This is a genomic window from Alteromonas naphthalenivorans (assembly GCF_000213655.1).
Classification (GTDB): Bacteria; Pseudomonadota; Gammaproteobacteria; order Enterobacterales; family Alteromonadaceae; genus Alteromonas; species Alteromonas naphthalenivorans.
The window spans coordinates 4,809,577-4,823,492 of sequence record NC_015554.1; the positions used below are offsets into that span (position 1 = coordinate 4,809,577).

At 43.9% G+C, this 13,916-nt stretch carries 14 protein-coding genes and 1 pseudogene; 5 read left to right on the forward strand and 10 right to left on the reverse strand.

Annotated elements, in window-relative coordinates:
- Window positions 1-37: 37 nt before the first annotated feature.
- On the reverse strand, window positions 38-1,732 hold the full coding sequence (locus AMBT_RS21025) for an OpgD/OpgG family glucan biosynthesis protein (protein ID WP_013786685.1): 1,695 nt from the start codon (window positions 1,730-1,732) through the stop codon (window positions 38-40).
- A 610-nt stretch (window positions 1,733-2,342) separates the two neighbouring features.
- Between AMBT_RS21025 and AMBT_RS21035 the strand changes: the two genes are divergently transcribed.
- The gene (locus tag AMBT_RS21035) at window positions 2,343-2,903 is read left to right on the forward strand and encodes an outer membrane beta-barrel protein (protein WP_013786687.1); all 561 of its coding nucleotides are present in this window, start codon (window positions 2,343-2,345) and stop codon (window positions 2,901-2,903) included.
- Between the two features lie 109 nt (window positions 2,904-3,012).
- Here AMBT_RS21035 and AMBT_RS21040 read toward each other — a convergent pair whose 3' ends face one another.
- From AMBT_RS21040 to AMBT_RS21055, 4 genes are all read right to left on the reverse strand, one after another.
- Window positions 3,013-3,255: a YheU family protein gene (locus tag AMBT_RS21040; protein WP_013786688.1), complete on the reverse strand. Its 243-nt coding sequence runs from the start codon at window positions 3,253-3,255 to the stop codon at window positions 3,013-3,015.
- Between the two features lie 82 nt (window positions 3,256-3,337).
- Window positions 3,338-4,366, reverse strand: a complete 1,029-nt coding sequence (locus AMBT_RS21045; protein ID WP_013786689.1) for a hydrolase — start codon at window positions 4,364-4,366, stop codon at window positions 3,338-3,340.
- A gap of 19 nt (window positions 4,367-4,385) precedes the next feature.
- Entirely contained in the window at window positions 4,386-4,913 is a 528-nt protein-coding gene (locus AMBT_RS21050; RefSeq protein ID WP_013786690.1) for a TIGR02444 family protein, read from the reverse strand.
- A complete protein-coding gene (locus AMBT_RS21055) occupies window positions 4,900-6,837 on the reverse strand; it encodes an ATP-binding cassette domain-containing protein (protein ID WP_013786691.1) in 1,938 nt (645 codons plus the stop codon). The genes AMBT_RS21050 and AMBT_RS21055 overlap by 14 nt, the downstream gene beginning before the upstream one ends.
- A gap of 117 nt (window positions 6,838-6,954) precedes the next feature.
- On the opposite strand from AMBT_RS21055, the gene AMBT_RS21060 reads away from it, so the two are divergent.
- Together AMBT_RS21060 and AMBT_RS21065 are read left to right on the forward strand one after the other, a co-directional pair.
- Window positions 6,955-7,161, forward strand: coding sequence for a YheV family putative zinc ribbon protein (locus tag AMBT_RS21060; protein WP_013786692.1), 207 nt, complete (start codon window positions 6,955-6,957; stop codon window positions 7,159-7,161).
- Window positions 7,162-7,436: 275 nt separating this feature from the next.
- Complete coding sequence (locus AMBT_RS21065) at window positions 7,437-8,582, forward strand: DUF748 domain-containing protein (RefSeq protein WP_013786693.1); 1,146 nt, start codon at window positions 7,437-7,439, stop codon at window positions 8,580-8,582.
- A 114-nt stretch (window positions 8,583-8,696) separates the two neighbouring features.
- Here AMBT_RS21065 and AMBT_RS21070 read toward each other — a convergent pair whose 3' ends face one another.
- On the reverse strand, window positions 8,697-8,957 hold the full coding sequence (locus tag AMBT_RS21070; protein ID WP_013786694.1) for a SlyX family protein: 261 nt from the start codon (window positions 8,955-8,957) through the stop codon (window positions 8,697-8,699).
- A gap of 8 nt (window positions 8,958-8,965) precedes the next feature.
- Entirely contained in the window at window positions 8,966-9,943 is a 978-nt protein-coding gene (locus AMBT_RS21075) for a WD40 repeat domain-containing protein (protein ID WP_041452641.1), read from the reverse strand.
- Window positions 9,944-10,094: 151 nt separating this feature from the next.
- Between AMBT_RS21075 and fkpA the strand changes: the two genes are divergently transcribed.
- Window positions 10,095-10,871 carry an FKBP-type peptidyl-prolyl cis-trans isomerase gene (gene fkpA / locus AMBT_RS21080; RefSeq protein WP_013786696.1) on the forward strand — a complete coding sequence of 259 codons (777 nt, stop codon included), beginning with the start codon at window positions 10,095-10,097 and terminating at the stop codon, window positions 10,869-10,871.
- 253 nt (window positions 10,872-11,124) lie between these two features.
- On the opposite strand, the gene AMBT_RS21085 is transcribed toward fkpA, so the two are convergent.
- Window positions 11,125-11,412 carry a hypothetical protein gene (locus tag AMBT_RS21085; protein WP_013786697.1) on the reverse strand — a complete coding sequence of 96 codons (288 nt, stop codon included), beginning with the start codon at window positions 11,410-11,412 and terminating at the stop codon, window positions 11,125-11,127.
- Between the two features lie 174 nt (window positions 11,413-11,586).
- On the opposite strand from AMBT_RS21085, the pseudogene AMBT_RS22290 reads away from it, so the two are divergent.
- A pseudogene (locus tag AMBT_RS22290) lies at window positions 11,587-11,730 on the forward strand (transcription elongation factor GreAB); the annotation flags it as partial.
- 140 nt (window positions 11,731-11,870) lie between these two features.
- Here AMBT_RS22290 and AMBT_RS21090 read toward each other — a convergent pair.
- On the reverse strand, window positions 11,871-12,722 hold the full coding sequence (locus AMBT_RS21090; protein ID WP_013786699.1) for a hypothetical protein: 852 nt from the start codon (window positions 12,720-12,722) through the stop codon (window positions 11,871-11,873).
- Window positions 12,719-13,873, reverse strand: coding sequence for a DNA cytosine methyltransferase (locus AMBT_RS21095; protein ID WP_041453206.1), 1,155 nt, complete (start codon window positions 13,871-13,873; stop codon window positions 12,719-12,721). The genes AMBT_RS21090 and AMBT_RS21095 overlap by 4 nt, the downstream gene beginning before the upstream one ends.
- Between the last annotated feature and the right edge of the window lie 43 nt (window positions 13,874-13,916).

A 13,916-nucleotide genomic window follows, 5' to 3' on the forward strand; every position in this document is an offset into this window, starting at 1 on the left:
ATCACGCTTTGTTGAGGATTTAGGGGAAATGGAAGCATTACTTGGGTTGATAGACATAATTCCAAACCTCACTGATACGTTTGCCATCTAGCTCGATATAAGCACGCATATCTACCGTGCTTTTGTCTTTGGGCATAAGAAGAAAAGTGGCGCGCCATTCTTTACCTTCATTAACGGGGTAAAGGCGCTGCTGAGAAATTGCACCATTGCTACCTTGCACAATAAGCTTGGTAGTGTCTGGGTTGAAGCTTGTAGCCGTATTTTCATTAGCTGACAATTCAGGTGCTGCCAGTTCCGGCGATGAGAAGTCAGGAGAAGAGAAATCAACAATAAAGCGGCGCTGAGCCTGCTTTGTTTCATCTTTCACTTTCTCGCCAGGTAACGACGGTTTACTTTGGCGTGTACGAATAACGGTTGCTAACTCGCTAACAACGGGGTTTCGTTCTACTGTTTTTAAGGTATACGCAAAATAACGAGATTCACCGCTAAGTAATGGCGCTTCAGGCACCCAGTACGCCACAATATTGTCGTGCGTCTCTGAGTTAGTCGGTATTTCTACCACCTCTAAGCGACCTTTCTCGAACCCTTCGGTGGGCGTTACCCAAAGGCCTGGGCGAATATGATAGTTTGCTTCACCATCTAAGTAGTTACCCCACTCACCATCTCGCTGTAACATGCCAAAACCTTTTGGCGCGCTGTCACTTAACGAAGTAATTTGTAGTTTTGCTGGGTTAGTCAATGGACGCCAAATCTCTTCATCTGCATGTGTCACCATTAACACACCGTCGCTGTCATGTACTTCAGGGCGATAGTCGTCTGAGCGCTTTTCACTGTTTTCGCCATAAAGAAACATGCTGGTAAAAGGGGCGACACCTAGCTTTTCTACATCTTCGCGGGCAAACAACCAGCTTTTCACATCTACTTGTGTATCTATGCCCGGCTCAATGACAAACTTGTACGCACCGGCCACTGACGGACTTTCCAGTCGAGCATAAATCGTAATAGGCTGGCCTTCTTTAGGCTCAATAAGCCAAAATTCAGTAAAGTGAGGAAATTCTTCCCCTTTCGTTAGGGCAGTATCAATGGCAAGCCCTCGAGCAGAAATACCATATACTTGGTTCTTACCCACTAGACGAAAATAAGAGGCCCCTAAAAATACGGCAAACTCATCTTTATAGGCTTCATTTTTCAATGGGTAATGAACCCGAAAGCCTGCAAACCCCGTTTTATCGTTAGTCAGTCCTGCTAACCGCACAGCTTTGTCGTCATAGCGGAACATGTCACTAGAAAAGGGAATACGCTGAGCGCTATTAGATTCATCGATAGTGTGAACTGTCACGGGTAGCTCATAAAGAAAGCCAGGATGAAAAAACTGCACTTCGTAGTCGTTCTCGCCATTCCACAGGCTTTTTTCAGGATTAAAGCGGATAGCCCGATAGGTTTGATAATCAATTGATTTTAACCCGTCATCGAGACCATGATCGTTTTGCTCATAGCTTTCCTCGGCAGACGCTTTTGCGGTGTCGATAACAGATTGAAGAATAGGGGATGCATCACGAGGTTCGTTGCTATTACTCACCCCTTCGGCATTAATCACTGGCGTGACTAATAATGACAACGCACTGGTAATCACAACCGCAACGCGAGAGAAAAGTGACCTGGAGCGTCGCTTAGTTACTTTGCTGACGCTCTTCACGCCATCAAAGCGGCCTTGTTTAAACTCTTGGTGCATGTCGTAATCTCCGTGAAGTAGGGCTATGCCAAAACGCGTTCAAAAAAGCCACCAGCTAACTCCGTAGATGAATGCCCAAAGGTGCTTTTTTGATAGGAACCTCGCTTACCCATAAAGGAAGAAGAACTGGGTAGCGAATTAACCGCGCTTGAACTCATTAAGAGCAGTTGCAAAGAATGATCCAACTTATCTAAGAGTGGTTGAATAACCATCAAACGTCATCTTTTCAAACATTTACAAAGGTACTTTTTGAATTTAAGCGCCATCTTTCACTGTGTAAAAACGTACCAGTCATTAGACGAAAGGATATAGTGTTGTTTTTTAGATACACATTTAGCAGATTTTGTTGTTCAGATAATCAACGCTATTTAATAAATCTATTTCGGAGATAAAAAGCAGCTTTAGGTAAAAACCGCTATCTTTCTGTATGTTAAAGAAAAATCGTCTATTTAACCATCAACTCACATCGTGATTGGCAAACCCTTTGCAAAACTAACTTCAGATTTAACGATGGAATTCGCGATACTTGTTTGCACATCACGATGCACAGGGTCGCAAAATTTGAAGCGCAGGTATTTTTTCTTTCTGCGATAAATAGGAGTTTTTTCAAATGCGCAAAGCAATCACTTTACTTACAGCACTTACCGCTACCGCAGCCTCTGTTGCTTCTTTTGCAACGTTAGCCGAGTCTCCAGACTGGCGTTATGTAGAAGGTGGCTATAGCAAGATGGATTTTGACGATAACGAATCGTTCGAACCCGATGGTTTCGTACTAAGCAGCAAATATCTATTAAACAGCAACATTTACTTAAACGGTGAATACAGCAACTTTGAAGAAGGCAGCTTCGATTTCGACATGCTAACCCTAGGTGCTGGTTACAGAATGCCACTTAACGCCACTACCGATGCATATTTCGGCGCCAACTTTGAGCGTATCGATGGCGATTTCGATGATGAGACGGGCTACAGTGTGAATGCTGGTGTTCGTTCTATGGTGACTGAGCAGGTTGAGCTTCTAGGCGAAGTAGGCTACTACGACGTTGAAGATGGCGATGCCACGTTCAAAGTAGGCGCAAACTATTACGTCACTCCTCAATGGGCTGTGGGTGCTAACTACAAGCTTATGGATGACTTAGACGTCATGCAGGTAACTGCACGCTACAGTTTCTAAACCTTTCTCGTTTTGGGATGCTCTCCTGATGAAAGGTAGCCGGGTCACTCGCCCGGCTTTTTTTATTCTTCAATTTACGTACAAGCTCTGTTTTAAGCAGCAGGTATACCTACTCTTCTTCAGCAGACTCACTTTGGGATGTCACATCGCCTTTTGGTCTGATATCCACGCTCTCGTGAAGCTCTGAATACACTAGCACGGCCTCACCACTTTTAAGCGCATCTAATACCTGTGTCACTTTGGTTTCCATAGTGACGTCTTCAGCGCCGTATTCTGTGCCTTCTCGCAGCACAAATGCTTCCACTAAACTATGTAGGGTTTCGGTATCAACCGCGTCGATTGGAATTATCATCTCTGCCTCCAGAAAAAAGTGAGCTCACGCTAACGATTAAGCATGAGATAAAGCCAGCTAACGTGCAAACAAGATAGGAAACTTACACGTAGGGCGTGGTGGGGTTAATGGGCAGTACATCGCTAACGTACCTTTTTACCCTTTCATGAAGCCACACTTTAGGGCTAAACACCGAACCTTGCATAAAGCCAACATGGCCACCACGCTCACTGAGTTCAAGGGTAACATTGCGTGCTAATTCTTCTTCTTTAGGCACCACTAAATGGTTCATAAAGGGGTCATCAATACTGTGTAATACAAGCGTAGAGCAATGAATAGCGCTCAAGAAGTGGTACGCACTGCACTTCTCGTAATAGTCGTTCGCGTCTTCGAAACCATGCAAGGGCGCTGTGACTTTTTCATCAAATTGCGCAAAACTGGTAATGCCATCAACATCATCACTCGTTAATTGGATAAGTTTACGATAGTCGATAAACGACATTTTCTTTCGTAGTGTGGTTTTTATGCTGTTTAAGAGGTATTTCTGATACACCCGCGAGAAACCGTGGTTAATTGATTTGGCACACTCAGACAGCTTCAACGGTGACGATATAGCAATAGCCGCATTCAGCCATTTTTGCGCGGGGTTCTCACCAAGCAGCTTTAACAGCATGTTACCACCAAGCGAAAAGCCCACAGCAACTTTAGGGAGTTGGGGGAATTTTTGGTTTAGCCAATCAAGAAAAAAGCTCGGATCGCCAGTCTCGCCAGAATGGTAGCCTCTTGGCTTTAGGTTCGGAACACCGCTACAGCCACGATAGTGCATCATCACCACTTGCCAGCCATTTACCGATAAATTGGCCATCATATCATTGGCGTAATGTGAACGAATGCTGCCTTCAAGGCCATGGAACATCACAATAATGCCCGAAGGCTCTGCGGGCTTTGGCCCCCATGCAACGTCCACAAAATCGTCATCTGGCAATGTTAGGCGTTCCATGCTGTATTTTAGCGGTAAGCGTTTTTGAATGAAGCGTGGCCATATAGTTTGAACATGACGGTTCTTTGCCCAACTTGGTACCCGAAAGCTGCTTTTTATAATCTTTCCATGCGATAACGCGATTTTGCTCATGATGTTTTCTTATTTTTTTCTACGACAATTGCTTAAGTAACTGGCTAATTAATTCACGGGCTTCCTGTTTTTCTCGTAGCTTATACCCATTAATAAGTGCAGCGATAGAGGCATTGAACACACCTGACATACTAGAGGCGCCTGAGGGCAAGGACGCTAAACCAAGGCTATTAACCGTTTCTACAATAATAGCTTGTTGCGCTTTTTCTAATTCCAGCTCGTCATCTTTTAGCTGATTGTATTTCGCTAAGGCCTGCGGGTAGTTTGCATCTTGTTTGTCTTCTGGCTTCGCTTGCTTTCGCTCAAGTCGATGTTGCTTAAGAGCGTGCTCTGATGCTTCAACGGCGTTTATCACCGCGTTTAACTGAGGCAAATTAATAATGAAGCCATGTTCAATACACCAGCATATCAACAATAGTATGTTTACGTTCACACCATGGCGGTCTTGCAACAAAATGGCAAGTGGCGCTACGTCGCCTTTGCCATAGCGACTACCTGCGTATTGCCAAAAATCTTCTGCATTTACAATCGCATTATTGTGCTTCATAGCTTGCGCGCTGCGCCTCCATTTGCTCTTGTGCATCGAGCCATTGCATCTCTTCTTCTTCAAGCTCCTGAGTGAGCTTTGCCTGTTTATCTAACAGTTGCATCAGCTCGGCTTTCTTATCATCGTTATACAAACTTGTATCTGATAACGATGCTTCAAGGGTTTTCAACTCGTCTGAACATTTGTCCATGGCCTTTTCGTGCTTCTCTAAGGCTTTTTTCAGTGGTGCGACTTGCTTTCTAAACTCTGCTTCTCGGCGCTTTTCTTCTTTACGATCGATTTTACGCTCGCTAACAGCGCTTGCGTCTTCATTTAACGCTTTCGCATCGCTGTTCGCTTTGGCTTTTTCGGCGGCTTGTTGCTTTAAAATCCAGTCGCGGTAGTCGTCTAAGTCGCCAGTGAACGCCGCCACTTCGCCGCTATCTACTAAGTAAAAGTCTTCGCATACCGATGAGAGTAAAAATCTATCGTGCGATACCAACACCATGGCACCCTCAAAGCCTTGTAGCGCAATATTCAACGCATGACGCATTTCTAAATCAAGGTGGTTGGTAGGCTCATCGAGCAATAACAAGTTTGGCTTTTGATACACAATAAGCGCTAACACTAACCGCGCTTTTTCGCCACCAGACATAGGCGCAACAGCTGAAAGCGCTTCATCGCCGTTAAAGCCAAAACCGCCTAAATAATCTCGCAATTGCTGTTCGGTAGCTTTTTCGTCTATGCGCTGTAAGTGCAAAATAGGCGTGGCGTTAGGATCGAGAGTTTCTAATTGATGCTGAGCAAAGTAACCAATCTTGAGGCCTTTAGCAGTATCGAAAACGCCTTGTTTCGGGGCATGTACACCAGCTAACAACTTGATAAGAGTAGATTTACCTTGGCCGTTTCGCCCCAATAGACCAATACGGCTTCCTGGCACCAAGTTAAGCTTCACTTGCTGCAATACAATATGGTCATCATAACCTAACTGTACGTGCTCCATTTGCACCAGGGGGTTAGGCAGTGCAGCAGGCGGTACGAACTCAAAACTGAATGGGCTAGCCGCATGAGCTGGCAACAGCGTTTCCATTTTTTCAAGTTGCTTAATGCGGCTTTGCGCTTGCTTGGCTTTACTCGCTTTGGCCTTAAAGCGGGTAATAAAAGAGGTTAAATGCGCCACTTTTTGCTGCTGCTTTTCAAACTCTATATTTTGTAAACGAAGTCGTTCGGCACGCTGCCTTTCAAAGGCAGAATAGTTACCGGTATAGGTAATTAGCTGTTGCTGCTCAACACTAATAATTTGCGCTACCGTGTTATCAATGAACGCTTTATCGTGAGAAATGAGCAGCAAGGTACCTTCGTAGCGCTGCAGCCACTTTTCTAGCCAAATAACGGCATCTAAATCTAAGTGGTTTGTGGGCTCATCTAGCAACAATAGGTCAGAGGGGCATAGCAGTGCTTGCGCCAAGTTAAGACGCATACGCCAACCACCAGAGAAATCAGTAACCGGTGCGGTAAGCTGAACGTTGGTAAAGCCCAGCCCTGATAGAATAGTCGCGGCTCTTGCTTCTACATCGTAAGCGCCAGCTTGCTCTAGTTGGCCATGAATTTTACCAATCAATACGCCGTCTTCATCTTGCTCAGCTTGGTGAAGCTGTGCTTGTAAACGGCGAAGATTTTTATCACCATCAATAACGTACTCTATTGCACGTCTGTCGGTGGCAGGGGTTTCTTGTGCAACACTCACTATACGCCAATCAGCAGGTACTACACAGTCGCCTGCATCTACTGACATTTCGTTACGCAGTAAGGAAAACAGGGTCGATTTACCACAGCCATTGCTCCCTATAAGGGCGACTTTATGGCCTGGAAATACCTGCGCCGATGCACTTTCTAGCAGTACTTTTCTGCCACGCATTAGCGATACGTTGGTAAGCTTTATCATTCATAACCTTCGCGGGAACAATTTAGGTCGCGTATAATAGCAAATTCCTATCAAAATCTGATCAGGAAATGGCTTTTCACGGTATAATACTGAGTAAATTACGTTAAGAGAGCTGCAATGCAAAAATCGATTAAACGCCGCTTCGTTGCAGGCGCTACCTGCCCAAAATGCCAAGCGTTAGACACTATCTCGCTATATTACGAAAATAACGTAGAAAAGCTAGAGTGCGTGGCTTGTGGTTACAATGAAGCGCAAACCGAAGAACAAGTGAATGCCGCCACCCGCGAAAACGAAAACGTGATTGGCATTTTCAAACCTCACTAGTTCGCGGTTGAATCCATCACGTTTGTGTCACTTCTGATTACACTGTTCACGCTATTACCATTAGCGCCAGTGTACTACTCATAAGCAGTAACTATTACGCATTCTGTGAAGATCCCGCCCACATTCGGCGTATCTTTACATTATGCAGTGTTAAAAAGCGCCATCTTCCACCACATTAACTCACTGATAAAAAAGAGTTATTCAACCTCACCACATTTACATTAGGCTGACTTTGGGCGGCATAAATCTTGAAATACTCTTTGAAAGGAGTATTTATGAAAACCGCAAATCGTTACTTATTTATTTCGCTCGCCATTGTACTTGGGTTGCTCATTATCATTCGTATGAGCATGCCTTATGCGGCTCAGTGGTATATCAATAAAACACTCAGTCAGCCGGGTGAATACAGCGGCCGAGTAGGTGACGTAGATTTAATGCTATGGCGCGGTGCTTATAGTTTAGAGCATGTGTTGTTGTACAAGTCTAACGGCCAAGTAGACAAGCCATTGTTTCGCGCCGATAAGGTTGAGTTTACATTAAACTGGAGCCAACTTATCAAAGGGGCCGCAAGCGGTACTGTAAACCTTACTCGTCCTGAAATTAATTTTGTCGATGGTGCCACCAGTGATAACAGTCAAGCCGGTAAAAACGAAGATTGGCTCAACATTGCAAATCAACTATTCCCATTAAGTATCGATAAACTCAGTGTTTCAGATGGGAAAATTGGTTTTTATAACCCTGAAACCTCTCCTGTTATTGATATCTCGCTGCACGATATTCAAGGTGAAGTCACGAATCTAGTGAATAGCGATGCGTTATCTGACAATCGGGTGGCTAACGCTACAGTGAGCGCACAAACTGCCCAGCAGGGTACACTGAACCTTAAAGCAAAGCTTAACCCTGCCACACAAAATCCCACTTTCGATCTCAATCTTCAAGCCGATAATGTGGCACTAATTAACTTTAAGAACCTGCTGGATACCTACGCGCCATTCGACCTAGAGGCTGGCTCACTTACGCTGGCTGCCGAAGTCGCTGCCGATGATGGAAAAGTAAAGGGTTACATAAAACCCATTTTGCACCATGTGGAAGTATTTTCATGGAAGGGCGATATTGAACGAGATGGCGATGGATTTCTTGAAGGTACCGTAGAGCTATTATCGGCTTTTATTACTGAGATATTTGAGAACCAAAGTGAAGGTCAAGTCGCTACTCGTATTCCGATTGAAGGGGATTTGAGTAGCCCAGATACCGATGTATTTAGTGCACTGGGCGCCATTATCAAAAACGCTTTTATTAAAGCAATCAGCGGCGACATTGAAGAGTCGGTAGAGTTGGAAACCTTATCTGAACCCGCATTGCCTGATTCAACCAACACCACTGAATCAGACAGTCAAAGCACGTCACCTGATACGCGCTAGCTTTCTATGCCCTAGCGCTCTACGCCCTAATACAACAAGCCTTTTCGTTACATCAAGACTCGCTAATGTTTCGAAAGCTAGGGTTCGGTTTATTAAAAGCTAGGGTTCGGGTTATTAATAATGGGGAGGCGGTGTTTCTTCTGAGTCTTTGGCCATGTTCGAAGGCTCAATTGACTTAACCTTGTCGATAACGTGGCGTAACTTATAGGTAAGCTCATCTAGTTGTTGCTGCTGCGAAGACAGCGCTTCGTTTAAGGCTTCAATAGTATGCTCTTGAAACGCTATTTTCGTTTGGAGCTCTTCAATACTGTTGTTCGTACTATCGAGTTCTACCCGAAATGCGACACTGTCAGTACCGCTATTTTTATCTGTCATAATCTACTCTATTTACTGCGCTGCCATACTTCGGCAAGACCACTGCTACTTTCTGTCACAATATTACCATTGGACATAAAGCCAACGCCATAAACAACTGCAGTTGGCGGTGAAACAGTGTCTCGTGAAGCAACCTGCCAAGCATCTACTTCCTTACCACTTTTCAAATCCCACAAATACACTTGGCGTGATGGTGAGCCTGTTAGCAAATACTTACCATCATCAGAAAATACAGCATCAGTGAAGATCTTTTGTCTCGCAATAAAACTCAGCCCACTAATGGCCTCGCCAGTTTGCACGTTCCACACTTGTGATTTGCTTTGGCTATCGGCAGTAAAGGCAAAACGGCCCTTGTCGTCTAACGCCACTTTAGTTACCCGGGAAGGGTGCGTGAAGGTATGGATTATTTGCCCTGTATCTGTGCTCCACAAATACGCGATATAGTCGTTGCCACCGGTGAGCGCAAACTTGCCATTCGGGGAGATATCAATAGAGTTCACTTTTTCTTGATGCCCTAAAAACTCTAACCTGCGCTGCGTTTTAGGCTCAAAAAACATGACCTTACCATTCGAACGAGCCACCAAGATGCCATTACCGTTATTCGAGATGGCGACATCTCGAATCGACGCTTCGTCAATACGCCAAAAGCCAATTGGGTCGCCGGTTTCAATGCTCCACAGCGCAAACGCTTCTCTGTCAGCAGTGACTACATGAGTATTGTCGGCTGATATATGTAACGAAACGACTAAATTATTGCCTTCCCCTTGATGGCTCCATTGATATAAAGGAGTGTCTTCGCCAATTCGCCATACATTGATGCCATTGTTGATACCTGATACAACGGAAATAGTGCCATCCGGCGATATATCAGCTGCATAGGCCCCTTCTTCAACGTGCCGCCATTGTTTAATTGGTGTGGTCTCGGGGAAGCTACATCCTATAGATCCACTTATTAATAAGGTGAGTAACAATAATCTGGGGAACATTTGAGCCCTAAACATAATCAAATAGGTTTCGCTTTGTGAATGCTAGGTTTAACATAGCATGGATCACGCATCTTTCACTATCGTGCAGACTGCCCTGGATGCAGCAGTTTAAACATAGACGCATGATGATAAAAATTTATGGAGACGTTTTATGCAGAAGTCGCTTGTTGCCTTATCTACTATTGCTGCCCTAGGCCTTTTTGCCTGTCAGCCAAATACCTCTGATGAGGCCGCTACTACCGGCACTGACATCGCTGAAACCGCCGATGTTTCGACAGAATCAATGACAGACGTACAAAAACAAGCGTACGCTATGGGTGCAAGTATGGGCTTGTTCGTGAGCAACCGCGCACAACAGCAAGAGCAACTGGGCTTTCCGCTAGATGAAGCGGCGTTGAAAGAAGGCTTTGAAGATGGCCTTAACGATACATTGAAATTTACCCCACAAGAAATTCAGCAAATTGCTCAGCAAGGCGAAGAAGTACTTCGTGCTAAGCAACAAGAAATGGCGCAAAAGGCCGCACAAGACAATATTGAAGCCGGCGCGGCGTATTTAGAAGAGAACGCTAAAAAAGATGGCGTAACCACCACCGAGACTGGCCTTCAGTATGAAGTGTTAGAAGAAGGTGAAGGCGCAAGCCCAGCGGCTGAAGACATCGTTAAAGTTCACTACCGTGGCACATTACTAGACGGTACTGAATTCGATTCCTCATACAAGCGTGGTGAGCCAGCTCAATTCCCACTTAACCAAGTTATTCCTGGTTGGACTGAAGGCGTGCAACTTATGAAAGAAGGCGCGAAGTACCGCTTCCATATCCCTTCTGACTTAGCCTATGGCGAACGTGCTACCGGTTCAATTACACCTAACTCAACGCTAATTTTCGACGTTGAATTGCTAGAAATCGTTGAAGAAGAAGCTGCTGAGTAATATCACGCCGCGCTTTAACGCCGAGTAGCGGCTACGCAATTGCGTTTGCCGTTGCTATTAAAAGCCGATACTTGTTTAAGTGTCGGCTTTTTTAATGCGTTAACTGACTGTAGTACTGGGAAAAACGGATAGAAGTGAAGGCTGCACCATAGACATCACTGCAGATACAGCAAATGCACACCTTACGCACAAGGTGTATTAGACAGTTGGCCATTCGATAACTCGCTTATTGTGCGGCCTATCGACAACTTATTTAAGTATGACGTGGTGGCGCGCGACGCCGTTCACGCTGCACTTTAAATACCGCAAAGTGATTTAACAGATATTGCCCAACCTTATACATCAATAAGCCAATCACGAGATACCCTGCGGTTATTAGGCTGTCCATACGTACGACAATATCAAGCAAGCCGTATAGCACCAATAACGCGCCAGTTAAAAACAACATGAAGCCTGCAATAGTGCCGCCCATTGAACTGTTAGTTACAGCTCTGCGCCTGTCTACAAGCTTTTTTTCCACCTTTCGTGCATCATCTTCCATTCGAGTTCCCGCTCATTAGCCGGTTATTATTTATACTGCGACAACAACCTAAAGGTTTATGTTCAATATTTACACAAAGTGGTTTAAATGGGAGATTTCGACGCATTTGTTTATTGCGTTCTATTAATTCACCCACATACACTAGCCATAAGATTTCAATTTAGCTAAATAATTGTGAAAACACCACTGATAACACGAAAAGGATATTTAAAGTTAAAACAGGAACTTGACCACTTGTGGCGGGTAGAACGGCCTGAGACCACCCGAAAGGTAACGTGGGCTGCTAGTTTAGGTGATCGGAGTGAAAACGCAGATTTTCACTTATTACCATTGGAATCATACTAAAAACCATAACAGACTGTTCATACGCCTGTTACTAAAAGTACTAGTACTAAAACGGCATACTATGTACGAGCTTGGTTCCGGCAAATGCAGTCCAGTATCAAGATTTTAATATTTCAGGACCTTTTTATTGCCGTATAGCTTGATTCTTGAACAACAACTCCATTTCTCTCGACCGAAGTAAGTCGAACTGTGTCATTAGCCTGATTTTTGACTTTAAACGTCACCCTATTTAACTCTTCGTTCTTTCCGTAAAAACAATTATGGAATGCTTGAAGAATTTCTATGTCATCAATTTGATGCACACGTGGCTCTGGGTTATTTCTTGCGCTGGGAATAGTTGAAGGGAATAAATATATACATGGGGGTGGAAGTTTAAACGGTCCTATCTCTGTTACTTTACCAGACTTCATCTTAGGGCAGTCTCGACCTAAAGTTCCACAGGACATGTCCCAAATTACTAAGCCATCTACCTGTTGTTGACGTTCTATCACTTCTGCACTTAAACGAGTATGAATTCCTGACCAAGCATTTCTACGAGGATTCGCACCAGGATTAGTGCAAACACTCCAAATTATAAATTCGTCCGCAATATTTGGCCTATCGAAAATATTAGTATTATTACCATCCAAGCACCCTTTCAACTCGATGACTGCATGTCTGCCACTTTTTAGTTTGACTGTATAATCGTGACGATTTTTGCTGCCTACGGACTCCCATTCATCTATAAAATCGTTATCTTGAAGATGGTTTAAGATGTGCTGTACCAGTTCCCTTTTTTCTCGCATTGTGGCAGAAAACTGACCTCTCACTCTTTCAATCGCTCCCCTAAACAGTCCACTATTGTAGAACTCAGATTCGCTTAACCCATGTGACCCCAGCTTATGAGCCTCAGTTTTTAAAGTATCTGCATACTCCTCAATCTTATCTTTTAGTTCTTTGTTTTGTTTACAAGGGATAACACTCATGCAGCATCCATTCTATTTAACTTATTAAAACTAAGTATTTTTTCAAATAAAGCATTCGCTAAATGCCTTACAACAGGAACAGCTACACCATCGCCTGTTAAATGATAACCTTCATTGTAATTTTCAGGCAAAACATAGCTATCTGGCAATCCCATCAATCTTGCTGTTTCTCTAATAGAAATTAATCTTGACCTTATATTCTCACCTTCAACTATCAAGATTGATTGTCTACTGGATCCTCCTGAAGGAGTTCTTAAACAGCCGGCGATATCATCAAACCGAACTTCTGAGCGTTGTACCTTATTCCCTTCAGAGTCTTTACGAGTTCTCTTATACAAGGTTCCAACTTTTCTGATACCAGAACGTTTCGCATCTTCTACTTTTTGGAGATTTACATCACTCATCATTTGCAGAAGCTCACTTGTTTTTTCTGGAGAATCCCATTTATCTACCTTTGAATCCTCTTCGATAATATCAATGAATTTTGAAACATTAATAGTCGGTAGTGGCACAGACCACCAAATCCAATTAGACTTTTCGCGCTCAGAAAGTAAGTCGTGAGCCTTGATTAATTGTTTAGTATGAAAGGATTTTTGACTGTGAGAAAGCGTTAGATTATCTGGAATTTCACAATCCTTGTGGACAGCAATTATGAATAACCTAGGCCTGGAATGAGGTAGAAATAGGGCTGCATCAACTACCAATGCTCCAAAACTATAATCAGATTCACTTAACGCCGAACAAATAGCTGAAAAATCAGAACCATCATGAGATGTCAAAGCGCCGCAAACATTCTCCAAAGCAATAATTTTTGGTGGTCTTTTTTCCTTAACTAGTGACTTCATTAAGTCCCAAAATGGCCAAAAAGTACCAGATCTTTCACCACGCAAGCCTGCACCACCACCTGCCAAGGATAAATCTTGGCATGGGAAGGACGCCCAAACGAGATCTGCTGCCCCCTTGAGATCTGAGCATTGCAAAGTCTTTATATCGGACTGTACTATGGTTTCGTTTCCCCAATTCTTTTTATAAGTGTTAACCTTTTTGTAGTCGAAATCATTGGCAAATAGGCATTTCCATCCGGAATCAAGCCCAGCTCTCGCCATGCCTCCTCCTGCAAAAAATTCATAAAAATAATTTGGTGAGTTCATGATTCTTATCCGCTTCCCGCTATCGATCGTTAAGTCTACATCA